This window comes from Caproicibacterium amylolyticum (assembly GCF_014467055.1).
GTDB classification, from domain to species: Bacteria; Bacillota; Clostridia; order Oscillospirales; family Acutalibacteraceae; genus Caproicibacterium; species Caproicibacterium amylolyticum.
On record NZ_CP060696.1, the window covers coordinates 2,346,955 to 2,372,617 of the forward strand.

The 25,663-nt window shown below is 50.3% G+C and carries 21 protein-coding genes; 8 read left to right on the forward strand and 13 right to left on the reverse strand.

What is annotated here, in order from left to right:
• Positions 1-4: 4 nt before the first annotated feature.
• The 6 genes from H6X83_RS11170 to H6X83_RS11195 all read right to left on the reverse strand — a co-directional run bounded on the left by H6X83_RS11170 (position 5) and on the right by H6X83_RS11195 (position 9,833).
• Positions 5-1,051: an NAD(P)-dependent alcohol dehydrogenase gene (locus H6X83_RS11170; RefSeq protein ID WP_212506558.1), complete on the reverse strand. Its 1,047-nt coding sequence runs from the start codon at positions 1,049-1,051 to the stop codon at positions 5-7.
• Between the two features lie 376 nt (positions 1,052-1,427).
• A complete protein-coding gene (locus tag H6X83_RS11175; RefSeq protein WP_212506559.1) occupies positions 1,428-3,554 on the reverse strand; it encodes a glycoside hydrolase family 3 C-terminal domain-containing protein in 2,127 nt (708 codons plus the stop codon).
• Positions 3,555-3,934: 380 nt separating this feature from the next.
• Complete coding sequence (locus H6X83_RS11180; protein ID WP_212506560.1) at positions 3,935-5,935, reverse strand: alpha-glucuronidase family glycosyl hydrolase; 2,001 nt, start codon at positions 5,933-5,935, stop codon at positions 3,935-3,937.
• Between the two features lie 301 nt (positions 5,936-6,236).
• Complete coding sequence (locus H6X83_RS11185) at positions 6,237-7,892, reverse strand: ABC transporter substrate-binding protein (protein ID WP_212506561.1); 1,656 nt, start codon at positions 7,890-7,892, stop codon at positions 6,237-6,239.
• Positions 7,893-7,969: 77 nt separating this feature from the next.
• A complete protein-coding gene (locus tag H6X83_RS11190) occupies positions 7,970-8,875 on the reverse strand; it encodes a carbohydrate ABC transporter permease (protein ID WP_212506562.1) in 906 nt (301 codons plus the stop codon).
• A gap of 13 nt (positions 8,876-8,888) precedes the next feature.
• A complete protein-coding gene (locus H6X83_RS11195) occupies positions 8,889-9,833 on the reverse strand; it encodes an ABC transporter permease (RefSeq protein ID WP_212506563.1) in 945 nt (314 codons plus the stop codon).
• Between the two features lie 445 nt (positions 9,834-10,278).
• Here H6X83_RS11195 and H6X83_RS11200 point away from each other — a divergent pair, with 445 nt between their 5' ends.
• Together H6X83_RS11200 and H6X83_RS11205 are read left to right on the forward strand one after the other, a co-directional pair.
• Positions 10,279-12,606: a helix-turn-helix domain-containing protein gene (locus tag H6X83_RS11200; RefSeq protein WP_212506564.1), complete on the forward strand. Its 2,328-nt coding sequence runs from the start codon at positions 10,279-10,281 to the stop codon at positions 12,604-12,606.
• Positions 12,607-12,734: 128 nt separating this feature from the next.
• Positions 12,735-14,261, forward strand: a complete 1,527-nt coding sequence (locus H6X83_RS11205) for a sialate O-acetylesterase (protein ID WP_212506565.1) — start codon at positions 12,735-12,737, stop codon at positions 14,259-14,261.
• Positions 14,262-14,347: 86 nt separating this feature from the next.
• On the opposite strand, the gene H6X83_RS11210 is transcribed toward H6X83_RS11205, so the two are convergent.
• From H6X83_RS11210 to H6X83_RS11220, 3 genes are all read right to left on the reverse strand, one after another.
• A complete protein-coding gene (locus tag H6X83_RS11210) occupies positions 14,348-16,291 on the reverse strand; it encodes a YgiQ family radical SAM protein (RefSeq protein ID WP_212506566.1) in 1,944 nt (647 codons plus the stop codon).
• A gap of 146 nt (positions 16,292-16,437) precedes the next feature.
• Positions 16,438-16,992 carry a TetR/AcrR family transcriptional regulator C-terminal domain-containing protein gene (locus H6X83_RS11215; RefSeq protein WP_212506567.1) on the reverse strand — a complete coding sequence of 185 codons (555 nt, stop codon included), beginning with the start codon at positions 16,990-16,992 and terminating at the stop codon, positions 16,438-16,440.
• Between the two features lie 93 nt (positions 16,993-17,085).
• Positions 17,086-17,409: a HEAT repeat domain-containing protein gene (locus tag H6X83_RS11220; RefSeq protein ID WP_212506568.1), complete on the reverse strand. Its 324-nt coding sequence runs from the start codon at positions 17,407-17,409 to the stop codon at positions 17,086-17,088.
• 267 nt (positions 17,410-17,676) lie between these two features.
• Here H6X83_RS11220 and H6X83_RS11225 point away from each other — a divergent pair, with 267 nt between their 5' ends.
• Positions 17,677-19,056 carry a TrkH family potassium uptake protein gene (locus H6X83_RS11225; RefSeq protein ID WP_212506569.1) on the forward strand — a complete coding sequence of 460 codons (1,380 nt, stop codon included), beginning with the start codon at positions 17,677-17,679 and terminating at the stop codon, positions 19,054-19,056.
• A 61-nt stretch (positions 19,057-19,117) separates the two neighbouring features.
• On the opposite strand, the gene H6X83_RS11230 is transcribed toward H6X83_RS11225, so the two are convergent.
• The 3 genes from H6X83_RS11230 to H6X83_RS11240 form a co-directional block, all read right to left on the reverse strand.
• A complete protein-coding gene (locus H6X83_RS11230) occupies positions 19,118-19,783 on the reverse strand; it encodes a potassium channel family protein (RefSeq protein WP_212506570.1) in 666 nt (221 codons plus the stop codon).
• 12 nt (positions 19,784-19,795) lie between these two features.
• Positions 19,796-20,422, reverse strand: coding sequence for a potassium channel family protein (locus H6X83_RS11235; protein WP_212506571.1), 627 nt, complete (start codon positions 20,420-20,422; stop codon positions 19,796-19,798).
• A gap of 115 nt (positions 20,423-20,537) precedes the next feature.
• Positions 20,538-20,972, reverse strand: coding sequence for a GNAT family N-acetyltransferase (locus tag H6X83_RS11240; RefSeq protein ID WP_246419206.1), 435 nt, complete (start codon positions 20,970-20,972; stop codon positions 20,538-20,540).
• 157 nt (positions 20,973-21,129) lie between these two features.
• On the opposite strand from H6X83_RS11240, the gene H6X83_RS11245 reads away from it, so the two are divergent.
• Positions 21,130-21,648, forward strand: coding sequence for a cob(I)yrinic acid a,c-diamide adenosyltransferase (locus H6X83_RS11245; protein ID WP_212506572.1), 519 nt, complete (start codon positions 21,130-21,132; stop codon positions 21,646-21,648).
• A 97-nt stretch (positions 21,649-21,745) separates the two neighbouring features.
• On the opposite strand, the gene H6X83_RS11250 is transcribed toward H6X83_RS11245, so the two are convergent.
• The gene (locus tag H6X83_RS11250) at positions 21,746-22,006 is read right to left on the reverse strand and encodes a helix-turn-helix domain-containing protein (protein ID WP_212506573.1); all 261 of its coding nucleotides are present in this window, start codon (positions 22,004-22,006) and stop codon (positions 21,746-21,748) included.
• A 520-nt stretch (positions 22,007-22,526) separates the two neighbouring features.
• Here H6X83_RS11250 and H6X83_RS11255 point away from each other — a divergent pair.
• The 4 genes from H6X83_RS11255 (at position 22,527) to H6X83_RS11270 (ending at position 25,636) form a co-directional block, all read left to right on the forward strand.
• Positions 22,527-23,981 carry a nicotinate phosphoribosyltransferase gene (locus H6X83_RS11255; protein ID WP_212506574.1) on the forward strand — a complete coding sequence of 485 codons (1,455 nt, stop codon included), beginning with the start codon at positions 22,527-22,529 and terminating at the stop codon, positions 23,979-23,981.
• 148 nt (positions 23,982-24,129) lie between these two features.
• Entirely contained in the window at positions 24,130-24,354 is a 225-nt protein-coding gene (locus tag H6X83_RS14600; protein ID WP_246419207.1) for a hypothetical protein, read from the forward strand.
• 164 nt (positions 24,355-24,518) lie between these two features.
• Positions 24,519-25,385: a helix-turn-helix domain-containing protein gene (locus H6X83_RS11265; protein ID WP_212506576.1), complete on the forward strand. Its 867-nt coding sequence runs from the start codon at positions 24,519-24,521 to the stop codon at positions 25,383-25,385.
• Entirely contained in the window at positions 25,385-25,636 is a 252-nt protein-coding gene (locus tag H6X83_RS11270) for a kinase to dihydroxyacetone kinase (protein WP_212506577.1), read from the forward strand. The genes H6X83_RS11265 and H6X83_RS11270 overlap by 1 nt, the downstream gene beginning before the upstream one ends.
• Positions 25,637-25,663 lie beyond the last annotated feature (27 nt).

Below are 25,663 nucleotides of genomic sequence, written 5' to 3' on the forward strand. Positions count from 1 at the left end.
CTCCTTATTTTGTGAAATCCAGTACGATCTTCGTAACATCGGCTTTGTTATCGATGTTGTACTGCATTGCTTTCTGTACCTCATCAAAGGAGAAGGTATCGGAAACAATCTTTTCAATCGGAATGTCGCCGGAAGCAACCGCGTTGATTGCCGTCGGGTAAAGGTTGCAGTAGCGGAACACACTCTTAATGGTCGCTTCTTTGTCCATAATGTTACCGAAATTATAGTTAAACTCCGGCTTCGGCGTCATGCCGACCAGCGTAATCGTACCGCCGCGTTTTACCAGATAGGAGGTCATCATAGAAGTAACCGGGCTGCCTGCTGTTTCAAAAACAAGGTCGGCACCCGCACCGTCTGTCAAATCCATAACCGCCTTGACTGCGTCTGTTTCTCCGCTGTTTACAACGGCAGCCGCGCCCAGTTCCTTTGCCTTTTCCAAGCGCTTCGGCAGCAAATCAACAACAATTACCTTTTTTACACCCATGCTGCGCAGTGCCATCATGGTAACCAGCCCAATGCAGCCTGCACCAAGTACAACAGCGCTCTGACCGACTGCCGCACCGGACTGCTTTGCGGCATGGAAGCCAACGGAAAGCGGCTCAATCAGCGCACCGGCCATCGTGCTCATATTGTCCGGCAGCTTAAAGGAAAGTGCTTCCGGATGGACAACGTATTCCTGAAAAGCGCCGTCATACGGTGGTGTTGCCATAAAGCGGACATCTGGGCAGAGGTTGTACCGGCCGGAAAGGCAGAATTCGCACTTGCCGCAGGGAACGCCCGGTTCCAGCGCCACATGGTCACCGACCTTCAGTTTTTTTACATCGGAACCAACTGCGGTAATCGTACCGCCGCACTCGTGACCCAGTACGATTGGCTTTTCCACTACGAAATTGCCGACGCGGCCAAACTCAAAGTAGTGAACATCCGAACCGCAGACACCGACATATTCCACCTTCACCTGTACTTCGTCGGCTTTTGGCTGCGGCTTTTCACGCTGCTGCATCTCAATTTTCTTAACTTCTGTCATAACGGCTGCTTTCATCATTTCCATGTTCCGTTGACCTCCTGTTTATTAATGTTTTTTGCGCTGTGCCCATACTTTGCTTTCCGTCGCTTTCTGAGAAAGCGACCGCCCTCGTGGGGCACGCAGCCCCACAGTCTTAATCTCTTGACCTTTGCCCCCTTAGCAGCATAAGAAGCGCTCGCGGGTTTGGGAGCCTGCAAGTCAGGCTCCCAAGGTCTTGTCCTTACCCTGAACCGTCAAATTTTCAGCGCTGCCTCCGTGCGGCGTGGCTTCGCCGCCGCAGATTGGCACTGCTGCATATTCCTTATTTCATAATAAAGGGCTTTACAGGCAAGACCTTGGGGCTTTGCCCCAAACCCTACAGCCTTGTGAACAAGGCTGGCGAAAACTTTACTGTACGGCCTTACTGCATTGCAACTTCTGCGGAAAGTACTGCCGCGCCGTTCAGCTTTTCGCTGCGCTGATCTGGCTGGCTGCCGCCCACGTAAAGGGTAAACACACCCGGCTCATATACGCGGCTGCCGTCCTCTTTCACAAGGCGGAACGCTTCCGGCTGCACACTAATGTGCAGCGTCTTGCTCTCGCCTGCCTCCAGATGCGTATGTGCAAAACCACACAGACTGCAGTTCGGCACACGTGTGCTTGCTTCCATATCCTTTACATACACTTCGGTCACTTCATCCGCGGCGCAGCTTCCGGTATTTGCCACCGTAACCTGAACCTCCACGCCTTTGCCAGCTGTAATGGAATCCGCTGACAGCTTTAGGCCGGAGTAGCTGAATTTCGTGTAAGACAGACCGTAGCCAAATGGATACAGCGGCGTGCCGCGGAGGTAACGATAGGTGCGGTTTTCCATGGAGTAGTCCTCAAACTCCGGCAGTTGGTCATCGCTGGCATAGAATGTGACAGGCAGCTTGCCGCAGGGGACGCTTTCACCGAAGAGCAGTTCCGCCAAAGCCTGACCACCGTGAGAACCGCTGTACCAAACCTGCAGAATCGCGGTGCAGTGCTCGTCAGCCCAGCGCAAGTCAAGCGCACTGCCGCAGTTAAGCACCAAAATGACCGGCGTTCCGGTTTCACACACAGCGTGCAGCAGTTTTTCCTGTGACTCCGGCAGCTTCAGTGTTTTTTTGTCGCCGGAAGCAAAGGCGTTGCCGGTGTCGCCCTCTTCACCCTCAATGGTCGCGTCCAGGCCAAGGCACAGTACCACTACGTCGGAGTGGTGTGCCACAGTCAACGCTTCGCTCATGCGGTCATCCGGGCGGGCAAGGTTGGATGTGCGGTCTTTAAACAGATGGCAGCCCTCGGAATAGAGCACACGTGCTTTGTCACCAACAAAGTCACGAATACCGTGCAGGTTGGTTTCAAAGCAGGAAGCGGTACCGTAGTAGTTGCCGCGCAGCGCTTCAATGCTGTCCGCATTCGGGCCAATGACACCAATCGTTTTGACCTTGTCAAACGAAAGCGGCAGCACCCCGCTGTTTTTCAGCAGAACTGCGGATTTCCGGCTCATGCGCAGGGAAGCTTCATTGTGTTCTTTGCTGTCATTTGCTTCATACGGAATCTCGTCATACGGGCAGTCTTTTGCGAACATACCCAGCTTGCAGCGGGTAGTCAGCACATGAACCGCGGCGGTGCGGATCTCTTCTTCCGTAACCAGTCCTTTTTCGTAGGCTTCCATAATGTGCGGATAGGTGTCTCCGCAGTTCAGGTCGCAGCCTTTGTGCAGCGCCAGCGCTGCAGTTTCCCAAACATCCTTTGTCACATGGTGACCATTGTAAAAATCGCGCAGTGCCCATGCATCGGAAACAAAGTGTCCGCTAAAGTGCCATTTGCCGTACAGAATATCCTGCATCAGTGCGGTCTGTGCGCAGCACGGCTCACCGTTGGTGCGGTTGTATGCACCCATGACTGCTTCCACGCCCGCATCGCACACCAGTTTTTCAAACGCTGGCAGATAAGTGTCCCACAAATCCTGCTGAGAAACCTTCGCGTCAAAGGAATGGCGCACCGCCTCCGGGCCGCTGTGCACGGCAAAATGCTTCGCACAGGCGGCAGCCTTCATATACGGCCCGTCGCCCTGCAGCGCTTTTACATAGGCCGCGCCGAGCTGTGCAGTCAGGTACGGGTCTTCACCATAAGTTTCCTGTCCGCGTCCCCAGCGTGGGTCGCGGAAAATGTTAATGTTCGGTGCCCAGAAAGACAAACCTTTGTAAATATCCGTATCGCCGGATTTGGACTGTTCATTGTACTTGGCGCGTCCCTCCTCGGCAATAATGCCGGCCATATTGCCGATTTCCTCTTTGTCAAACATTGCTGCAAGGCCGATTGCCTGCGGGAACATAGTGGCAGTACCGGCGCGGGCAACCCCGTGCAGTGCTTCATTCCACCAGTTGTAGCCCGGAATGTGCAGGTGTTCAATCGGCGCGGAATCGAAGAAAATCTGGGTAGCGGCTTCCTCCAGCGTCATCTGCGAAACCAGATTTTCTGCCTGCTGAATAAATTCTTGCTGTCTGTCCTGATATTTCATTTTTGCCTCCTGTATGTGAATTTTCTGTGTTCTTACATTGCTTTCCGTCGCTTTCTTAGAAAGTGGCCGCAGTGTGGCGTGCGCAGCGCCACGGTCTTATCTTTTGACAGTTACCCTTAATATCCTCAGAAGCGCTCGCGGGTTTGGGAGCCTGCAAGTCAGGCTCCCAAGGTCAAGACCTTGCTCTTGTGGGGGAACAGCTAGCCAAAAATTTTTGGAGGCTGCTTCTCTGCGGCGTGGCTTCGCCGCCGCAGATGAACACTGATGCGTATCCCTTTTCTATAGCAAAGGGCTTACGGTCAAGGAACAAGGCCGTGGGTTTCGCCCACACCTGCCGCCTTTGAAAAGGCGGGCGAAACTTTTACTGTACGGGCACTCGCTTACTTGTAAATTTTGCGCCCTTTTTCGTCTGCAATACCAGTATGCCGATAAAAATAGGTATTTACTACATCGCGCCACTCGCGCGCATTTTCCAGCTGCATTCCAAAACGTTCTGCAACCGCTTCATACAAACTCGGTGCGATTTTATCTTTCAAGGTATCCCATTCTGCTGCCATTGCTTCCGCTTCTTCTTCTCCGTGGAAACGGGTATCATAAATATACTGGAGAATCGTGCGGCCGTCATGCAGCTTATAGGAATACGGCAGGCGATGGAAAAACAGCAGCAGCTTTTCCGGGCAAGTATCTGTATTGGAAAACAATGTGTCATTTTCCGGCGCATACTGCGTGGTGTAGCCGGTGCCGGCCGCAGTTCGGTCAATGCCGACTTCCCTGCAGGTTGCACGCAGATAAGTGCCCCAGCGGGTGTATTCATAACCTTCCACATTCGGGCCGTAGTGATAGCCAGGATTAACCATCCAGCAAAGCCCCAGCGGTGAAGTATAATCCTCATAGGCAGGATAGGAGCGCTGCAGAATATCCGCAATCTTTCCGGTCACTTCCGGGTCGCTGCCAAAAGCAAGTTTCACATATTCATCTGTGATTTCTTCCGGTGTCAGCGCAGGATTCCAGCTCAGACGGCCAAAGCCGTACAGGTTCACCTGCGCCAGCGGATGGCCTGTCCAGCATTCGCTCTTGCCGATATTTGCCACACCGGCCATTGCAGTAATCTGACTGCCGAACATATCTGCAACGGTGCCGGGGCGTTTGGTGTCAAACTGAAGCACATCCTGCCAAAGCGGCAGCAGCGAACACAAGTCGCGCTGTTGGCCGGTGTATTCCTGCGTCACCTGTACTTCCAGCGCCAAATGCGTCTGCTTCATCGCGCCAAACAGCGGTGTGACCGGCTCCCGCACCTGAAAATCATAGGGGCCGTTTTTCACCTGCAAAATCACGTTATCTGCAAACTGTCCGTCCAGCGGAACAAAATTGTCGTATGCCGCACGCGGGCGGTCAATCTTCTGATTGCGCCAGTCCTGTGCACAGTCATAAACAAAACAGCGCCACATCACGATACCGCCATAAGGTTTGAGCGCCCGTGCCAGCATATTCGCACCGTCCGCGTGGTTGCGTCCGTACTGATACGGCCCCGGCTCATGTTCAGAATCAGCCTTTACCAGAAAGCCGCACAAATCCGGAATCCAGCGGTAAATCAACTCTGTCTGGCGCTCCCACCAGTGCTGTACGCCTTCATCCAGCGGGTCGGAGGTTGCAAGACCCCCTATCCGCATTGGGCTTGCGAAATTGATGCTGACCAGCAGGCGGATACCAAACGGTCGGAACAAATCTGCAATGCGTGCAAGCTTTGGCAGGAAGCGCTCCGAAATCAGGAATGTTTCCGTCTGGTGTACATTGACATTGTTGATTGTCAGCGTATTGATGCCGACACTTGCCAGCATGCGCGCATAGTCCACAACGCGCTGTTCCTCAAAGCAGAAATCCTCGTCTTTAAAGAAGATGGATTCTCCGGCATAGCCGCGTTCAATCTGACCGCTCATGTTGTCCCAATGGTTCAGTGCACGCACCTGGACTGCCGGTGTTTCGCAAATATCTGCATTTTCCGGAAGCTTTCCCTGTGCCAGCAGCATCAGCAGCCGGTAAATACCGTACAGCAAGCCACTGCGGTCAGCACCGACAACGGCAATATGCCCGCCGTTTTCATAGATTCGAAAGCCTTCCGCACCCGGTGTTTTGCCGTCCTGCGGCAGGCATTTTGCTGCTTGCTCCAGCGTTCCCAGCAGCACCCCAGCCTGCTCTTTCGGAACCTGCTGTACTTCCGCACCAAACATTCGGCGTACCCCGCGGATGTATTCCTTCATACAGAACTCCAGCTGTTGGTCTTCTGACAGCAGAACTGCCTGTGAAAGTACCGTTTTCATGGATTCCGACAGCGTGTAGCCACGCTGCAGCCACGTATCGTAAAGTGCATAAGACTGCTTCATGTTATTTGCTCCTTTTAGTTTCTGTGAAAAAGTGTGCACGTTTCCTGAAAAAGGCAGTCCTTATCTTACACCCCGTCGTAAAAACTGTACACCTATTAAATTACACACTTTTTCCGGTGATTCAATAGAATTTTCTGTCATCATGCTATAGGATGCTGTTCTGCGCCCCAAAAAGGCCTGCTGACAAGCGCTTTATCCAAAAAAACGGAAGGCGCGGCGCAATGCCATGCCTTCCGCTTTGCATCAGCTGCCGATTGGCAGCCCTTGCTGTTTTGAGAGGTTAATACTATGAAAAGGGAACTTACTTTTTGTTAATTGTGTCCTTGGTGTCAGCATAAATCTTGTTGAACAGTTCAACCAGCTTTGTGCTGCCCTTCTTTTCACACTCACTCTTAAATGTATCCCAATCCTTGTTCAGGTCGGCTGTGCCGAGAATGAACTTCTGCGTCATGGAATCCACATAGTCGGTCAAAGGAGTGATGATGCTGTTTGCCTGTTCACGCTGGTCATCGTCAAACAGGATAGGCGGTTCTGCATCTTTCAGCGTGAATTTCTCGTTGTTTGTCTTAAAGTAGTTCTTCTCCATGTCATTCATCAGGCTCTGCTTGAGGTCTTCAGAACCGCCGTAAGAGAACACGCCGCCGGAGAAGCCGTAATCTTTGCGCAGATCCTTGGTTGCAGTCGGGTTGATACCGTTGAAGGTGATGTCAGACTTCAGGGTCTTTACGCCATTGGATTCGGTGTAAGTTGTGCCCTCAACGCCCCACTTGGTCAGGGTCTGACCTTCGTCGCTGTACCAGAGCCAGTCGATGAATCCGAGGATGTCATCGCAGCGTGCATCATCTGCAATAGAAGCGTTGAGCATAATACCATTTTCAAGACGGTTGCCGGTCACTTTTGCACCGGCCTTGCCTGTCGGCGGGGTAATCTGTTCCATACTAAACTTATCTTTACCCAGGGTTTTGGTCATATCCTGCGTAAGGGTCTGTGTGAACTGTGTGTTTGTGTTGATTACAAAGCTCTTGCCAGTAGTAAACTTCGCAGTTGCCTGGTCATCTGTTTGAGAGAAGCTTTCCGGGTCCATCAGACCTTCTGCAACCAACTTACGCATGTAGGTCAGGAAGTCCTTGTACTCATTTGTTGTGGGCAGATATTTCCACTGCTTTGCACTCTGGTCAAAGCCGCAGTAATTACCGCCGCCGCCGCCATTTCCCCAGCCGGCTTTTACGTTGAAGGCATCGGAAACCAGGCTCAAAGTGCTGTCACCCTTGAAGCGATCAGAGAATGGATAGGAATTCGGGTATTTCGCCTTAATCGCCTTCAAAACATTGTAGAACTCATCATAAGTGGTCGGTACAGACAGGTTCAGCTGTTTGAGGATGTCTGTACGAATCAGGTAGGAATAGTCAATCTTTGCCTTTTCGTGCAGGCCGGGCAGCAGGTAATACTTGCCGTCTTTCTGCAGCAGGCTCTTCAGTTCTGCAGACATATTCCACTTTTCAACCTTAGCCTTGTAGTTTGGCATTTTGTCAATGTAATCGCTGACAGGCAGAATCGTACCGGAAGAAATATACTGTACTTCCTGGCCGGGATACGTCTTAGGGATGACCTGCGGTGCATCACCGGAGCTGATGAGCAGGCTGCGCTTGGTGTTGTAGTCGCTCATTGGAACGCTCTGGTACTTAATCGTAACGTTTGTCTTTTCCTTGATTGCTTTCCAAAGCAGCCAGTCATTTTTCATTGGGTATGCGGTGTTGTCATTGTACAGCATGGTAACTGTCAGCGGTTCATCGACCCAAAACTTTCCCTGTGCCTTTGCTGCTGTAGAAGATGTGGACGCAGCGGAATTGGAAGCAGCCGCGCTGCTGGAGCTGCTGTTGCCGCAGCCAGCCATTGTGCCTGCTGCCAGAACTGCTGCCAAAGCAGCACTGACAACGCGTTTTGTACCTTTTCTCATGACTTGAACTCCTCCTTAAGGAATTTATAGAAAGCGGATTGCTTCAAAATTAGGGACCCGCTTTACAGCTTTGTTGTTTACTCTTTGACCGCACCTAACATAACACCTGTAACAAAATACTTCTGCACAAACGGGTATACGCACACAATCGGCAAAACGGTCAGCACCATCGTTGTTGACTTAATATTGGAAGATATCTGCTGCATATCACTGCCGGCATCTGCATTGGTAACAGCGGACGCGCTGGCAATCAAATTACGCAGATACAGGGTAACAGGCTGCAGCTGCTTGTCATCCAAATAAAGCATCGGGCCAAACCAACTGTTCCAGTTACCAACCGCATAGAACAGAACCATGGTTGCAATGATTGCGCTGGAAAGCGGAACCACAATGCGGAAGAAAATTCCGTAAGTGTTCAGTCCGTCAACTGCGGCGGCTTCTTCCAATTCTTTTGGCATCTGCTCAAAAGAAGTTTTCATAATCATCAGGTTGAAAGTGCTGATAGCACCGGGAATTACGATTGCCCAGATGGAATTCTTCATGTGCATGGAATTTACCAGCAAATAGTTCGGAATCAGTCCACCGGAAAAGTACATGGTGATTACGGCAAATTGGGTAAAGAACTTATGACCAATCAATTTTTTCTTTGACAGCGGATAAGCAAACATCATGGTCATGAAAATATTGATTGCCGTGCCGACTACCGTGTATAAAATCGTATTCTTATAGCCTGTCCAAAACTGACTATCAGACATAACTGTTTTGTAAGTATCTACATTGAAGCCTTTCGGGATGATGCCTACTTCACCGGCATAAATGTATTTTTGTGAACTAAAAGACTGCGCCACCAGGTACAGCACCGGATAAAGTGTGATTGCTACTACAATCAGCAAAATTATCACATTGACGACCTGAAATGCACGGTACGCCTTGGTTGGCTTCATGCCGGAGCACGCTTTCGTTTCAGCTGCTTTTGAACTCATAACACTCACTCCTTTACCAAAGACTGGTATCCGCGACTTTGCGTGATACATAGTTTGCTGTTGTAACCAGAATCAAACCGATAATGGACTCAAACAGACCGATTGCGGCAGCATAGCTGTAGCTGTTCTGCATCAGGCCAATACGGTAAACGTAAGAGGAAATAACATCTGCTGTTTCGTATGTTGCAGGGTTGTACATCAGGATGATCTGCTCATAACCGATACCCAGCATACCGCCGACGTTCAGAATCAGCAGTGTAACAATCGTTGGCCGAATGCCCGGCAGTGTTACGTGCAGTGTTTGCTGCCAGCGATTTGCGCCGTCAATCCTCGCTGCTTCATACAAATCCGGGCTGACCGCTGTCAGTGCTGACAGATACATGATGGTTCCCCAACCGGTTTCCTGCCACACACGCGATATAATGTAAACACTGTGGAAGTATTTTGGCTCCTGCATGAAAGAAATCGGTGAACCGCCAAAGGACTTAACAATGTGGTTGAGCGGGCCGCTTGCTGTGGTAAACTCAAAAATCAAACCGACCAGCATAACTATGGAAATGAAGTGCGGCAGATAGGAAGCTGTCTGCACGAATTTTTTGAACTTTTTCCCGCGCAGCTCATTCAGCAGCAGCGCCAGAATAATTGGCATTGGGAATGTAAAAACCAGTGTTTCCAAGGAAAGAACAATCGTGTTTGCAAAGATGTGCCAGAAGTTGGAGTCCTGGATGAACATCTGGAAGTACTTTAATCCTACCCATTTTACACCGAACATCGACTTGCCCGGCTGATACTTTCTGAAGGCAATGATGTTGCCCGCCATTGGCAGATATTTAAAGATTAAGAAATAGATGACCGGCAAAATCAAAAAAGTGTAAAGCTGCCAGTCTCTTTTAATGCGCAGCAGTTTTACTTTTCTGCCCGGTCCGCTTTTGCGCGCGGCGGTAACTGACTGTGTCATGCTAAGTTTCCTCCCATCAGCGGCGCCGCTTTGCTGTGAAGTGCTGCGGACGCCTGCTTTATAATGTATTTGCGTTTGTGTCTGTGCGAATCGGCTCATCTGCCGTATCTCGCTTTTGCAGTTTCAGCATAACATCCCGTTTGTTCAAAATCTAGTCACAGTTTCTTCAAACATTGCAAAATTCCTTTTTCACAGCAGACCAATTTTTGCTGACATTGCATTTTCTGCAGCACTCAGCAGAACATATTGATTGCGATTTTCCACCGGATGGCATTTCTCGCACAGAAAGTGGTGATTGACTTTCTTGCGCTGGTACTTTATAATTCTTATATACATATTACAAAAGTTTCCCATTTGGTTTAGACTTTATTGATATAGTTTAATGCGTAAATGCAATGTAGGGTTTGCCTGCTGCAATCTTGTATGCACTTTCGGGAGGATTACAATGCGTTTTTCAAGGATTCGGGAAGATTGGCAAAAACTCCGCCGTACCATTTCCAGCTACCGACCATACAAGTATTTTTTTCTGTGCCTTCTCCTTCCCCTTGCAATTCTTGTTTCACTTTCCGTAATATACTACTGTAATTATTCCTACCGCACCCGCGCGAACCTGCAGCAAACGGCGCAGGACCGCATGTCTTCAGTCAGTACATTTTTAAATAGCACTGTAAAAAAAGTACAGGTCAATTCCCGACTGTTAATCAGCTCGCAGGGATTTTATGACCTCTTTTACAACGTTACAACGAAAGAAGACACCACCACCATATACACTGCTGCCAAGACTCTGCTGAACTACAATGCGACCTTGGACATGGTGGACAACTCTTTTTTGTATCTGCGCGGTCAAAAAACCGTTCTCAGCAGTGACGGGCTGACGAATGAAAGCATCTTCTTTAATCGCAGCTACGTATTCACTACTTATAAAGGAAACTATTGGGCCGGTTTTGACAGTGCATCTTACGGGTTTTCGCTGCTGCCGCCAACTGTAATTGCAAAGATAACTTCTGCGGACTCTACAACTATTACCCGTCACCGTGTAATTCCGGTTGTAACAGCCGCACTGACTGAATCCAAGAGCAACAACCTGTTTGTTGTTTGTTTGAATCAGGATACACTTGACAACGCCCTGCAGAATTTCCGCGAATACGACGATGAAGTCATAATCGTCACTGACAAAAGCGGCAGCATCATTGCTTCCACAGACCACACGAAAGCACAGGAAATGCTGGCTGACCCGAAAGTGAAACAGCATCTGCTTGCCTCGGATTCTGACAAATCCGAACAGATCAACGTGCATAATAACTCTTATGTGTTTTCTACCGGTGTTTCCAGCTTCTCTTATGCAAAGTACCATTTCATTTCGGCGGTGCCGAAGTCTTCTTTTTACAAGCCCATGCAGACTACGAATCTGTTTTTCCTGATTATTATCTGTATGACTGCCGCTACATTTGCCATGCTGATTTTCGTTTTCCGCCGGTATATTTTAAACCCCATGCAGACACTGGTGGGCAGCATTGCACACAAAGGCACGGAGACCGGCGCAAATGACTCCAATATCGTTGATTTTCTGGCAAATCGGGTTGGCGATATGCAGAAGGATATTTCTGCACTTGTTCCTATCCTTTCCGAACAGCATTTGCTTAGCCTAATGACCAATCCGGATGCGGCAGCACAGTCGCTGCCTTACAGCAGCAGCGTGGACAGCCTACCGCATGCACATTTCTGTGTTGCCACTGTACAGGCACAGTTCAGTCCTTCTTTCTGGACATCTTTTACAGATGAAGACCGGCACAAAGTCATCAAGTTCCTGCTGCAGGTACTGAAAGTTCAGCTGAGCAAAGGCTATGTCTGCCATGTAATCAACCTGCAGAAAAACCAGATTGCCATTGTGCTGAATATTCCGGAACAATTTAAAGCAGAGGAATTGATATCAGAACTTTCAACGGTACTCGATTTCTTTAAATACGATGCCTCTCTCATTCGCTTTTCCGCCGGTATCAGCCGCAGCTGCGTGGAGCTGCCTATGCTGCATCTGGCTTACCGGGAAGCACGTGCCGCAATGGACTCTGTGCCGGACGCAGGTCCCGCTGAGCAATGTATCCAAATCTACAGCGGCAGCACTGACCGTGTCTATTACACCTTTACAACCGCGCAGGACAACCAGTTGTATTATTCCATCCTACAGGGCAGCTATGCGGATGCGCACGCAGTGCTGAATAGTATTGTAGAGCAGAATGCCGCCAAACATCTGCCGCACAGTGAAGCGGTAAAACTGCGTCAGTATATTTTTGCCTGCATTTGCCGGGCAGTCAAGGCCAGTGGAAATCTGATGCCCTGGAATGACAGCTTTCATGATATTTCCAATGACTTTGATTCTGCAGATGCCGATACTGTAAACACGTTTTTACATGAACTGATTGACCGCACCGCGCAAAAAGCCGCGCCCCGCCGTCAGTTCTCCATTAAAGATGTTACAGATTACATTGACACGCATTATCAGGAGGATTTGTATCTGGAATATGTAGCAGAGAAATTCGGCGTTACAGACAAATACCTTTCCAAAGCCTTTAAAGAAAGCGTTCACGTCAATTTCCACGATTATCTGAACCGTGTGCGCATGGACGTTGCAAAAAAGCTGCTGACTACTACCAAACAGACGGTAACAGAGGTGGGGCAGGCCGTTGGTTTTAACACCCACAGCACTTTCTTCCGCGTTTTCAAGTCGCTGGAGGGCATCAGCCCCACTGATTACCGTCGGCTAAATCAGCACTGAGCGGCAGTTGCATGCATAAACCAATCCATTGCAATTTCGGTTTTCGTTGCAATTTCGTATGAATCTTGTCAGAATGCTTGCTTTCCCTTTACGCTGTGCTTATAATAGCGCAGTTGGAAGGTGAAAATATGATGAGCCAATTCAAATTTGCTGCGGTTTTTACGGACGGTGCTGTCCTGCAGCGCAACCGGGAAATTCCCGTGTGGGGCACCTGCACCGAAGGAAGCCGTATTGCCATTGAACTTAACGGCACAAAAACGGAGGCTGCCGTAACCGGCAGCACATGGCGTGCCAACCTGCCGCCGCAGTCTGCCGGAAAAGGTCTGACCCTGACCGCACGCAGTGACAGCGGCGAAGTCCTTTGCTGCCACGAGATTGCAGTTGGTGACGTGTGGGTAGCTGCCGGCCAGTCGAATATGCAGTTTTTCCTGCGTTACGATTACGATTTTCCGCTTGCGAAAATGTACCGGCCGCTTCCGGACATTCATTTTTACAACCAGCCCCATACCCGCTGTGCGGACGAAGTCAATCACGACAGCGCTGCCGGTCACTGGTTCCACGATGGCGACCCGGAATTTGCTGTGTTTTCAGCAGTAGGCTACTGGTTTGCACGTGCACTTCAGCCGGAAATCGGCGTTCCGATTGGCATTATCGGCTGCAACTGGGGTGGAACCACTGCTTCCACTTGGCTGGATGAGAGTTACCTTGAATCTGGTGACCTGCCGGTTTACCTCAAGGAGTACGAAGATGCCTGCAAAAAAATCAATCCCGAAACCTACCATGATGACTGCATGCGCGCCATGGAAATCGAGCAGATCTGGAATATCGGCTGGACAAAGGTTTCTTACGGTTTGACATGGGAAGAACAGCAGATTTTCAAGACCACGCCGTGGGATATTGATGTTCCAGAAGGGCCGCCGCTGCTCATGGGACCCATGCATCAGAACCGCCCCGGCGGACTTTACCACAATATGGTGGAAAAGCTGATTCCATTTGCCGTGAAAGGTGTCCTGTGGTATCAGGGGGAATCCGACGATATTCATCCGGAAATTTATGACCAGCTGTTCTCCTCTCTCATCCGCTGCTGGCGCAAAAACTGGCAGCAGAACCTGCCGTTCCTGTTTGTGCAGCTTCCATCTTTCTGCCATTGGATGGACTGCAAAGGTGCTGCTTTCCCGGTAATCCGTGAAAAGCAGGAGCTGGTCTCCAAAACGGTGCCCGATGCTTACATGATTTCCATCATGGATTTTGGGATGCATGATGATATTCATCCGAAACGCAAACGCCCGGTTGGCGAACGTTTGGCGCTGCTGGCACGCGGCAAGATTTACGGTGAACCGCTGCTGTGCGAATCCCCTGCACTGGACCACGCAGAGGAAGTGGACAACAAAATCTGCCTGCACTTCGCAAACGCGGGCGGCGGTCTATGGGTACGCGCCTATCATCTGGAACATTTCCGTGTTCTCCAAAACGGACGGGAAATCCCGATTCAAAACGCCACTGCACAGAATGACTGCGTTTTCCTAACCCTCGGAGAAACCATGCACGGCTGTATTACTGTTGAGTTTGCGGAAGCAGACTTTGCCACTGTTGCGCTTTATAACAGCGTTGGTCTGCCCGCGCTTCCTTTCCGCTGTCAGGTGGAACTGACCTAACTTTTTATGATAATAAGTTTTTGATATTTAGCGCATACAGCAAAAGCCCCCGTCTGAAAATGACGGGGGCTTTTGCTGTTATCGTTTTATGGGCGTCTACCGTATTTTGTTTTTGAGGATTTTGCCTGCCGCCCGCGAATCGGATGCTGCCCGTGTGCGTTCTGTTTTTTGCCTGTGCTGCCGTGTCCGTGCCCAGAGTCAGCCCGGCCTGCCGGATGCGCTTCCGGCTTTCTGCCGTTCATCGGCGTCACTAAGCATTCTTTTCCCCAGCCAATCAGGTCTTCTCGGCCTGCTGCCTTCAGCGCCGCAATGACGAGTGGCTTGTTGCGCGGATTGCGGAACTGCAGCAGTGCACGCTGCTCACTTTTTTCTTTGGTGGTGCGTGGCACATACACCGGCTTCATAGTACGCGGGTCCAGCCCCGTGTAAAACATACAGGTAGAAACCGTGCCAGGTGTAGGGTAAAAATCCTGTACCTGTTCCGGGTCATGGCCTGTCTTTTTCAGGTACTGCGCCAATTTGACTGCATCCTGCAGCGTACAGCCCGGGTGCGACGACATCAGGTACGGCACCAGATACTGCTTCATGCCATACTTCTGATTCATCTTCATAAATTTATCCTGAAAACGCTGGTACACTTCAAAGTGCGGTTTGCCCATATAATCCAGCGTACAGTCCGCACAGTGCTCCGGCGCAACCTTCAGTTGTCCGCTGACGTGATAGCGCACAAGGTCGCTGAGAAACTGCTTGTCACCGGAAGCCATTAGGTAATCATAGCGGATACCGCTGCGGATAAACACCTTTTTAATACCCGGAATCTGACGCACTTCTTCGAGCAGTTCCCGGTAATCCTCATGGCTGGTATCCAGATTTTTGCACGGCGTCGGCGCAAGGCACAGCCTGTTTTTGCACAAACCCCGCTGCAACTGCTGCCGGCAGGAAGTGTGGCGGAAATTGGCACTCGGCCCGCCAACGTCATGGATATAACCTTTAAAACGTGGATTTTTTAAAAAGCTGCGCGCCTCTTTTAAAATAGATTCATGGCTTCGTGCCGTAATCATACGGCCCTGATGAAACGCCAACGAACAAAAATGACAACCGCCAAAACATCCGCGGCAACTGGTAATGGAAAATTCTACCTCTGAAAAGCCTGGAACACCGCCGCTTTTGTCGTAGTCCGGGTGCCACATCCGCGCAAAGGGAAGCTCGTACACCTCGTCAAACTCCTCGGTGGTCAGTGGGCGCATCGGCGGATACTGAATCAAAAATTTCTGCCCAAATGGCTGCACAATCGTGCGTCCGCGAATTGGGTCCTGTTCCTCATCTTCAATTTTGCTCGCCTGTGCATAGGCACGTTTGTCCCCCTTAACTTCCTCCATAGAAGGACACTCCACAAAGGAGCCGTCCGGTAAAACAGAGCGAATGACACAGGTGCCCGGAATGTCCGAAATCTGCTGCGCCGGAATTCCTGCCGCCAGTGCCTCGCAGAGTGCGGTCGTCTGCAGCTCCCCCATGCCATAGGACAGAATATCCGCACCGCTGTCCACCAGCACCGAGTTGCGCACCGAATCGCTCCAGTAGTCATAATGTGCAAACCGCCGCAGGGAGGCTTCCAGTCCTCCAATCACGATTGGAATGCTGCCATAGGCTTCCCGAATGCGGTTACAGTAAACAATCACAGCACGGTCCGGGCGCAAGCCCATCTTGCCGCCCGGCGAGTATGCGTCCACAGTGCGGTGGCGTTTTGCAACTGTGTAGTGTGCCACCATGGAATCAATATTGCCGGAATTCACCATGAATCCATACTTTGGCCGTCCCAGCCGCATAAAATCATCTGTGTTGTGCCAGTCCGGCTGTGAAATGATGCCCACTGTGTACCCCAGGTGCTCGATCCAGCGCGAAATCAGTGCGGTGCCAAAGGACGGGTGGTCAACATAAGCATCCCCTGTTATCAGCACAAAGTCCATCTCTTTCAGCCCGCATGCCTGCATATCTTCTTTGGAAACCGGTAAAAAGCGTCGTCTGTCCATTCTGTTCTCCTAAAAGCCGCACAACCATGCACGGCAAAATTCGTTCTCTAACCATTCTATTATAACCCATATGCACCACAGCCGCAATGCACCGCAAAAAAAGCAGCAGCCGCGCACGAAAAGGTTCTCCGCCAAACGGCTGCTGCTCAATATTTGTACCGTTTAATTGCCATGATCAGCTGCCCCTCCATCAGGGTGCTCAGCTCCTGAACCAGCGCTTCCGGCGGTGTTTTCATGCCGGAGCGCATCCAGTCTGTCAGCATACCGGTGATTGCAAACGTAAAAAAGCGGTCAATAAAATTTTTGTCCTCTTCCCGAATACGGACCCCCTGAGAAAGTTCCTCCATAACACTGGAAATCAGCGCAAAAGTCACATTGTTCAGGAAAAATTCCAGCTGTTCACGCCCCATGGAACGAAAAGCATTCAAGCAGAAGCCGCTGTTGTCCTTCACATACTGCAGGACTTTCAAAACGCCCTTCTGCCAAGTATCGTAATTTTGGCAGTCCGTTATGGCGTCGTAGGCCTCCGTTTGAAAAATCCAGCCAAGCAGGTCATAAATATCGCGGAAATGGTAGTAAAAGGTCTGCCGGTTTACGCCGCAGTCCTCTACCAAGTCTTTCACGGTGATTTTGTCCAAAGGCCGATGCTGCATCAATTTTTTCAGCGAATCGGCAAGTGCGAGCTTGGTGATGCTGGACAACAGGCCACCTCCTCTATGACTTTTATACAAATTATACAGCGGGGGTACACAAAAAGACCGCGCCTTTGCTGCGCGGCCGAAAAATCATTTGCTTTATGTACGGTCACGCACCTGACGAATCGATGTTTCAATCGCTTGTGTCAGGCGGGTATTCTCTTTGGGGGTCTGGCGAAGCAGCAGCTGCAGCTTTGCAGTTGTGTGATCATCTGCCACCTTGCCCAAGGAAGCAACCGCAGCCAGCTGTACCTCTGCGTCACTGTCCTGCATCAGTGCAACCAGCATATTGACTGTTTCGTCAGCAGAAACACTGCCGCAGGCTTTTGCCAGCTCCAGCCGTTCCTCGGTTTTGCCGTTCAAATATTTTTTCTGCAGCTTGTCCCAGTGCTTTTTTTCTACCATTTTTTCAATGTCTGCCATAATAAGACCCTCCAAAATTATAAAGTTATTTGCTGGAATATGCAACTCTGCTGCCGCAGCCACCCATTTTCGGGTACAATCCAGCTTATATATTATGATAGCACAAAATATCACATTATTTTTAAAAATATTATAGACATTTCGTGAACACTGCATCATACGAATGAAACGCTGGAAAAAATAATAGAAAAGACCTGTACGAACCCTAAAGATTGTGCTAAGATGTTCTGGTTATCATAGAAGAAATTCGGGAGGCATGATAGATTTATGCTGATAAAAACAAAAATGTGGCTGCACAAAGTTCCCCCTGTGCGTCTGATTGTCATCAGCTTTGCCATTATTATTTTTGTGGGGGCATGCCTGCTCACCCTGCCGCTGTGCATGAAGGACGGCCAGAGCACCACTTTTTTGGATGCGCTGTTTACCGCCGGATCTGCCACCTGTGTGACCGGGCTGGTGCTGTTCGACACCTACACACACTGGACACCTGTGGGGCAGGTCATTATACTGGCACTGATTCAGTTGGGCGGCCTTGGTCTGGTCACTTTTACCACCGGCATGAGCCTGCTGCTACGCAAAAAGCTGGGACTGCGCAACCTGCAGCTCGCCGTAGAAAACACCAATGGCGACAGCAGTGACATTGGCGGACTTATCCGCATGATTCTCTGCTTTACCTTTACCTGTGAGGGAATCGGTGCGCTGCTGCTGATGATTCGCTTTCTGCCGATGATGGGAACGCATGGCATTTGGGTTTCTATTTTTCTTGCTGTTTCCGCTTACTGCAACGCTGGATTTGATATTCTCGGCAGTATTATGAAGGATGGCAACATGATTCCTTTTGTTTCCGATCCGCTCGTCTGCCTGACCATTGGCGGGCTGATTGTAATCGGCGGTTTAGGTTTTGTGGTCATCAGTGACATTTACCATGCAAAACTGCAGCCGGCCCTTTCCCATGTACAGCGCCACGGCCTGAACTTTCACTCCCGCGTTGCCATTTTTATGGCACTGCTCCTGATTGTACTGGGCACGATTATTTTCTTTATATTGGAAAATGACAATACGCTGGCAACGCTGCCGGATTTGGGTTCCAAACTGAACGCTTCGCTGTTCCAGTCCATTTCCGCACGTACCGCGGGCTTTGCCTCCGTGGATATTGCCAAAGAGCATGATTTTACAAAGATTTTCACAGTGATACTCATGTTTATCGGTGCAGCGCCCGGCTCCACCGGCGGCGGTATCAAAACCACAACCATGCTGGTACTGGTGTGTACGGTCTGGTCGGTTATGCGCGGAAAAGATGAAACCACCTTTCTGCACCGCCGCATTGACAAATTCACCGTTTACCGTGCATTAGCAATCACCAGCACTGCCATGCTGCTGGTACTTGTTGTCACCGGCATCATCACCACCGCCGACCCGCGCATTAACGGCGTTGACGCGTTGTTTGAAGCAACCAGCGCATTCGGTACTGTCGGGCTGACCGCCGGCGTCACACCGCATTTGTCCGACATCTCCCGCATTGCAATCATTATTACCATGTATATCGGCCGTGTGGGGCCAATTTCGCTTGGTCTGGCCATTTCACTGCGGCGCGGTCATATCCACTCTGACAGTGTCCTGCCAGAGGGCAAAATCAACGTAGGCTAAACAATAAAAAAGCTGCCGCGGAATTGGAAAATCCGCAGCAGCTTTTTTTGTCTCACTTCGTTTAATCGTGGGTTGCGGTCATCAGTGACTGCAGCTTTTTCTGGGAAGTTCCCTCGCAGACTGCAACAATCTCATCCTCCGGCTGAAAAACGGTATCGCCGTTTGGCACCACCATTTTATCTCCGCGTACAACGGAGATTACCAGTGAACCAGACGGCAGTTCCAAGTCTTTTAGTGCAACTCCCTGAAGCTTTGTATTTTCCGGCAAGGTAACTGCGCAGATTGCCGCACGCCCCTTATTTAAGGTTGCAAGCATGTGCATTTCCGCCATATCCACTTCCTGCTCGATCAAGTTCGTAATAATTTCCGTACTGCTCACCACAATCTCAGTACCCAGTGTGCGCAGCACCGGCAGGTTACGCGGATCATTTGCGCGCGCAATGACTTTCTGCGCGCCAAATTCCTTTTTTGCAAGCTGACAGGCAACTAAATTATCCTGATCGCTGCCGCCCACCGCCAAAAAACAGTCCGCATGTTCTGTCTGCGCACGGCGGAGCACCTCGATTTCGGTACCATCGCCGCAGACGACTTCAATATCCAGTTCATTCGCAAGGTGCATGCAGCGCAGCTTGTTCTTCTCAATCAAGTGCACGGTATATTTTCGATCAAGCATATTGCGGGCAAGCTGACGGCCAAGCTTGCCGCCACCCAAAATGACAATATTCATCTCAGTGCCCCCTTAATCTGTAACCACAGCAAGAATCACATGGTCGCCTGCTGTGATTTTCTGGTGAGAGTCATGCGGCTGTGCCAATTCCATGCTTCCGTTTGCACGCACTACCGCAAAAACCGTTTCTTCTTCGAAGTGCGGTGCTTCTTCCAGCGAACGTCCTTCATGGGCATGGTCTGCCGACCAGATACGGAAAGAAACTGTTGCTGTGCCAAAGGTCAGCTGTCGGCTTTCCCAAGGTTCTGTAATCGCATTGTAAATGGAAGTGGCAGCCATTTTTGTTGGACAGACTGTGTGCAAACCAAATGCCGCAAATACACTTTCGCGTGAGGGATCACTGATACGCGCCACCACATTGTCAATATGGAAAAATTCGCGTGCTACCTGTGAGATGGTAATATTCAAATTATCATCCGGTGTTACAACTGCAACCGCATCGCAGTTTTCGATTCCGGCACTTTTCAGCACGGACATATCCATCGGCATACCCGTAACTGCCAGTCCGCTGAAACTTTCCGGCAAATGGCCAAGCATGCTGGCCACCTCATCAACAACGGCCACTTCGTGGCCGCGCTCATCCAGCAGGGCTGCAAGGCGCACCCCCAGCCGGCCGCACCCAATCACCAAAACATTCATTGCGTTTTATTTCCTCCTCTGCCGGTCCTTCGTGAAAATTAGAGTTTAACGCACACAGCGCGCTAAACTCTAATTGCAATGCATTATAGCACAGGCGTATTAAAATGGCAAGCGTTTAGTTCTTTTCCCCCTGCAGCCACCGAATCATGCCGGGACCAAGCTCCGGCGTTGGACGTGCGGTGAAACCACAGCTTTCATAAAACGACTCCCGCCCAAGCGCACACATTAAGCACAGCCGCATGGTTTCGCCGTCTGTCACCAATGTATGTACGTATGCCTCCAGCCGCTGCATCAGGCCAGCACCAATGTGCAGCCTCCGGCACTGAGGCACCACAATCAAGTCCTGCACATAGCAAACCGTTGCGCCGTCGCCAACAATTCGTCCCATACCAACCGGATGCCCGGTTTCATCCCTTGCGCACAGCACGTACATACTGTTTTGCAGCGCCGCGCAGGACTGCCGCCGTGTAAAGGGCTTCCAATTCACCTGCGCCCGCAACATTTCATATTCTTCCACATTTAAATCATTTTCCGTATATGTAATTTGCACAGCATATCCTCTTTTCAGTTCCACAGTTCAGCACAGGAACACGAAAAAGTATAGCACATCGTACCGCAGGGGACAAGCTGTGTATGCAAAAATCCTTGCTTTCCGGCTTCAGACGGACTATCATAAGAAAAATGCAGATTTATCCGGAGGCTTTTTTATGCAGAAAGGACTCATTCATCTTTACATCGGTGACGGAAAAGGAAAAACCACCGCTGCGGTTGGATTAAGCGTACGAGCCCGCGGCAGCGGTCTGCGGGTCGTGTTTGCCCAGTTTTTAAAGGGCCGCGCCAGCGGTGAGCAGCAGCCTCTGGAAACTCTTGGGGTTACCGTACTGTGGCATATGTCTTCTCAAAAATTCGTTTTTTCCATGACGGACGAAGAACGCAAAATTTGCCGTACGGAGCAAGCCGCCTGCCTGCAGGAAGCCGCTGATGCCGGGAAAAAAGCCGATTTGCTGGTACTGGATGAGGTTTTTGGCGCGCTTTCTTGTGGAATGCTTGAAAAAGACGCGGTTCTGGCACTGCTGAAGAACAAACCGGCTGGTCTGGAGGCCGTACTGACCGGCCGTGACCCGGCACCGGAGTTTTTAGCGCTTGCCGATTACATTTCGGAAGTTCAATGCACCCGCCACCCCTATGAAAAGGGAGTAACCGCACGGCGCGGAATCGAATACTGAATTACCAATTAAAAAACGCTCCGTTTCTCGAGAAACGGAGCGCCCATGTTCTTAAAATATTCCTAAAATTCCGCTGCCTTCTGCATGAAAACACCGATTACTTTTCGCTGTGTTCTCCCAGTCCCAGCAGCCAATCTACTGAAACATTGAAAATCTTTGCAAGTGCCACCAGTTCATAGTCGGTCACATAACGAATCTGACCTTCCAGCTTGGAAAGGCCGGAGGCGTTCATGTCAATGCCCTGCACTTGCAGCTGCGCCAGCAGCTCTTTTTGCTTCATGCCCTCACTTTTTCGGGCGGCTTCTACGCGGGCACCGACTAAGTTGCGGGTACCCAGCGCCTGCTTGCGTAATCTCAACTTGATTCATCTCCTAAAAGTAGATTCGGTGGTGCGCCGGGGGGCTGCTGCACCGCACCCGCACGCAGAAAAGGGTTCTTATTTCAGGACACATGAAACAGTGGAATGTGTTTGCCGGCATAAGCCCGGACCGCAGCAGCGCATCCTCGCTCCCTCGAATATGCCCAGTCAAGCAAAGGCAAACGATACCTTCGCGCCATACAGCAAAACAGTTATATTTTGTAATTGTAATTATAGTATAACCGTTTTCTTATCCCATTGCAACAAAATCAGAAATAAAGCGTGCAGATTTTATACAAATATAGAAAGAACAGGTGTGCGCGCCAAGCACAGGCCGGACTGCAGCTTTTGCGGCACACTTTTCCATTTCAGTTCGTAAATTTCTGGCAAAACCGCCGGAAACCGGTTTGTTATTCGCATCTGTTTTTGCTATAATATGAATATCATCGTTTCCCTTCCATACTATGTCACAGCATGGGGATACAGTGACAGAATTTTTTAAAACTTGGAGACGTGCAATATGAACAACACTCTGGAAAAAACGAACCTGACCATGCTGACGGATTTTTATGAAATTACCATGGCAAACGGCTACTTTGCCAACGGCTTCCGCGACCGCATCGCCTACTTTGACGTGTTCTTCCGTGAAGTGCCGGACAACGGCGGTTTTGCCATCATGGCCGGCGTACAGCAGGTGACCGACTACCTGAAAAAGCTGCACTTTGCACCGGAAGACATTGCCTACCTGCGCGGCTGCGGTATTTTCAGCGAGGAGTTTTTGCAGTATCTTGCTGATTTTCACTTTGTCTGTGACGTTTGGGCAGTGCCGGAGGGCACCCCGATTTTCCCGGGTGAGCCGATTCTCACCGTACGCGGCCCGGTCATCCAGGCACAGTTTGTGGAAACCATGATTCTGCTGACCATCAACCACCAAAGCCTAATTGCAACCAAAGCAAACCGCATAGTCCGCGCCGCACAGGGGCGCCCCGTCATGGAGTTCGGTTCCCGCCGCGCGCAGGGGGCGGACGGCGCAACACTGGGCGCCCGTGCCGCTTACATCGGCGGCTGCTGCGGCACCGCCTGCACCATCTGCGACCGCGACTTCGGCGTACCGGCACTGGGCACCATGGCACACAGCTGGGTCCAGCTGTTTGACTCCGAGCTGGACTCTTTCCGTGCCTATGCCCGGGAGTATCCCTCCAGCTGCACCCTGCTGGTGGATACCTACAATGTGCTCAAGTCCGGCATTCCCAACGCCATTAAAGTGTTTAATGAAGAGGTCGTACCGCGCGGCTTCCGCCCCGCCGGCATCCGCATTGACAGCGGCGACATCACCTATCTTGCCAAAAAGACCCGCAAAATGCTGGACGACGCCGGTTTCCCAGACTGCAAAATTTGCGTAAGCAACTCTTTGGATGAGTATATTATCCGCGACATGCTGATTCAAGGCGCTCCGGTGGATTCCTTTGGCGTGGGCGAGCGTCTGATTACCAGCAGCAGCCATCCGGTTTTCGGCGGTGTGTACAAGCTGTGCGCCGTAGAAAATTCCGACGGTACCATCATTCCGAAAATCAAAGTCAGTGAAAATGTTTCCAAGATTACAACCCCCTGTTTCAAAAAGCTGTGGCGGCTGTATGACCGCGAATCCGGAAAAGCGATTGCAGATGTTGTTACCCTGCATGATGAATTAATTGACAATACAAAGCCCTATGAAATTTTCGACCCGATTCATGTCTGGAAGCACAAGCACGTTACCAATTTCCGCGCGGTTCCGCTGCGTGAAAAAATCTTTGAGCACGGCAAATGCCTTGCACAGGAAAAAACGCTTAAAGAACTGCAGGAGGACTGCAAACGTGAGGTCGGCACCCTGTGGGATGAAGTGCTTCGCTTTGACAACCCCCACCGCTACTATGTGGACCTTTCCCGCCCGCTGTGGAACATCAAGCAGAAAATGCTGGACGAATACACCTACTAATCTGTACGAAACAAGGAGTTCGAATGTGGAATATCTCGGTATTATAGCTCTGCTCCTGCTTCTGTGCTATATCAGCTACCCCGGCCGGGTCCGAAAGCTGGAGCGTAAAGTAAAAAAATTAGAGACCAGACAATCCGGAGGAAGCGCTATGTCAAAACTCATTTCCCAGCTGATTGGGAAAAACTGCACCCTAAAAACAGATGAAAATCTGGACTTTTCCGGCAGTTCAGAACTAAACTGCACCATTTTGGATGCCGACGACGAATGGATTCAGTGCCGCTGCACCGATAAAAAAGGAAATGTCACTACACGGATTCTGCGAATTGACAGCATTGAACAAGTACTGCTTCCCAATGAACCGCCTGTACAGTAATGCCGTTTCCCATAAACTTTTGCAAATCCGGTAGATAAATTCAATTTATTTTTTGTCTGCCGCCGCATAAAAGCGGATTCTACCAACAGTCGGTTGGATGTGCCCTGCGTTTCTGGTAAGATAGAAGCAGAAATTTTAAAACCGAAAAGAAAGGTGCACACCAAATGGACAACGAAAAAATGGCGCATTTTATTGCACAACTGCGCAAATCGAAAAAGATGACACAGAAAGAACTGGCTGCAAAACTCAGCGTAACGGATAAAGCTGTTTCCAAATGGGAACGCGGATTAAGCTGCCCAGATATTGCATTGCTTGCACCACTGGCCGAAATTCTGGATGTTACCACCGGTGAACTGCTCAGCGGTGAAAAAACGGCAGCGGCTCCTTCACCGGAGGCTAATGCTATCGCAGATACCGCTCTGCACTATGCGGACACCGTTGCCAAAAACCATGCGCGCAGAAGCCGCACACTTTTGGCGGAAATTTTGACGTTTCTCTCAGCCTCCGCCATGATTGTCTGCTCCATCTGTGACTATGCTATTAATGGCAGGCTCACGTGGGACTGGTATGTAATCAGTTCCCTTGTCTTTTTTTTGCTCATTGCACTCCCTGTGATTCTTTGGAAGAAGCATGGGCCATTCACATCCCTGCTCCTGTTAAGCATCAGCATCTTCCCCTATTTGTTTGCACTTGAGAAGTTGATCGGCATTGATGGCTTACTTCTCCCCCTTGCCGGACCGGTAACAGCTGTTGCGCTGGCTTACCTGTGGGTAGGCTATCTGCTGTTTCACAAGGCACATTTCACTAAATCACTTGCTTTTGCTATCTTCTTTGCTGTAGGCATTCCCACTGCATTCTGCATTAACTGGATTGTTTCCCGCTTTACCGGAGAGCCGCTGCTGGATGTTTGGGATGTTTTTACATATGCACCGCTTGCAGCGGCTTCCGTTGTTTTTCTACTGCACAACCGCCTGCATAAGACTACCAATTCTGCACCCTGTGCAGGTGAATTAGGAAAGGAATTAAAATAATGCTGGAATTTCGATACGATACGCAGCTGCTGATTGACGGCAAGAATATATCAGAAGACGCTGTCAATGAATACATTCGCACAAACATCAAAGGTGACTGTCTGCTGGCAGTCGGCGGCGATGATGTACTGAAAATCCACTACCACACCAACGCCCCGTGGGAAGTACTGGAATACTGCGCCGGACTGGGTGAAATCTACGATATTGTGATTGAGGATATGGAGCGGCAGGCAAAAGGACTGCGCGGATAAAAAGCTTTACACACACTTGAGGAGATG

Coding starts and splice junctions, on each gene's coding strand:
- H6X83_RS11170 (WP_212506558.1), bottom strand. CDS start 1,051: ATGGAAATGATGAAAGCAGCCGTTATGACAGAAGTTAAGAAAATTGAG.
- H6X83_RS11175 (WP_212506559.1), bottom strand. CDS start 3,554: ATGAAATATCAGGACAGACAGCAAGAATTTATTCAGCAGGCAGAAAAT.
- H6X83_RS11180 (WP_212506560.1), bottom strand. CDS start 5,935: ATGAAGCAGTCTTATGCACTTTACGATACGTGGCTGCAGCGTGGCTAC.
- H6X83_RS11185 (WP_212506561.1), bottom strand. CDS start 7,892: ATGAGAAAAGGTACAAAACGCGTTGTCAGTGCTGCTTTGGCAGCAGTT.
- H6X83_RS11190 (WP_212506562.1), bottom strand. CDS start 8,875: ATGAGTTCAAAAGCAGCTGAAACGAAAGCGTGCTCCGGCATGAAGCCA.
- H6X83_RS11195 (WP_212506563.1), bottom strand. CDS start 9,833: ATGACACAGTCAGTTACCGCCGCGCGCAAAAGCGGACCGGGCAGAAAA.
- H6X83_RS11200 (WP_212506564.1), top strand. CDS start 10,279: ATGCGTTTTTCAAGGATTCGGGAAGATTGGCAAAAACTCCGCCGTACC.
- H6X83_RS11205 (WP_212506565.1), top strand. CDS start 12,735: ATGATGAGCCAATTCAAATTTGCTGCGGTTTTTACGGACGGTGCTGTC.
- H6X83_RS11210 (WP_212506566.1), bottom strand. CDS start 16,291: ATGGACAGACGACGCTTTTTACCGGTTTCCAAAGAAGATATGCAGGCA.
- H6X83_RS11220 (WP_212506568.1), bottom strand. CDS start 17,409: ATGGCAGACATTGAAAAAATGGTAGAAAAAAAGCACTGGGACAAGCTG.
- H6X83_RS11225 (WP_212506569.1), top strand. CDS start 17,677: ATGCTGATAAAAACAAAAATGTGGCTGCACAAAGTTCCCCCTGTGCGT.
- H6X83_RS11230 (WP_212506570.1), bottom strand. CDS start 19,783: ATGAATATTGTCATTTTGGGTGGCGGCAAGCTTGGCCGTCAGCTTGCC.
- H6X83_RS11235 (WP_212506571.1), bottom strand. CDS start 20,422: ATGAATGTTTTGGTGATTGGGTGCGGCCGGCTGGGGGTGCGCCTTGCA.
- H6X83_RS11245 (WP_212506572.1), top strand. CDS start 21,130: ATGCAGAAAGGACTCATTCATCTTTACATCGGTGACGGAAAAGGAAAA.
- H6X83_RS11255 (WP_212506574.1), top strand. CDS start 22,527: ATGAACAACACTCTGGAAAAAACGAACCTGACCATGCTGACGGATTTT.
- H6X83_RS14600 (WP_246419207.1), top strand. CDS start 24,130: ATGTCAAAACTCATTTCCCAGCTGATTGGGAAAAACTGCACCCTAAAA.
- H6X83_RS11265 (WP_212506576.1), top strand. CDS start 24,519: ATGGACAACGAAAAAATGGCGCATTTTATTGCACAACTGCGCAAATCG.
- H6X83_RS11270 (WP_212506577.1), top strand. CDS start 25,385: ATGCTGGAATTTCGATACGATACGCAGCTGCTGATTGACGGCAAGAAT.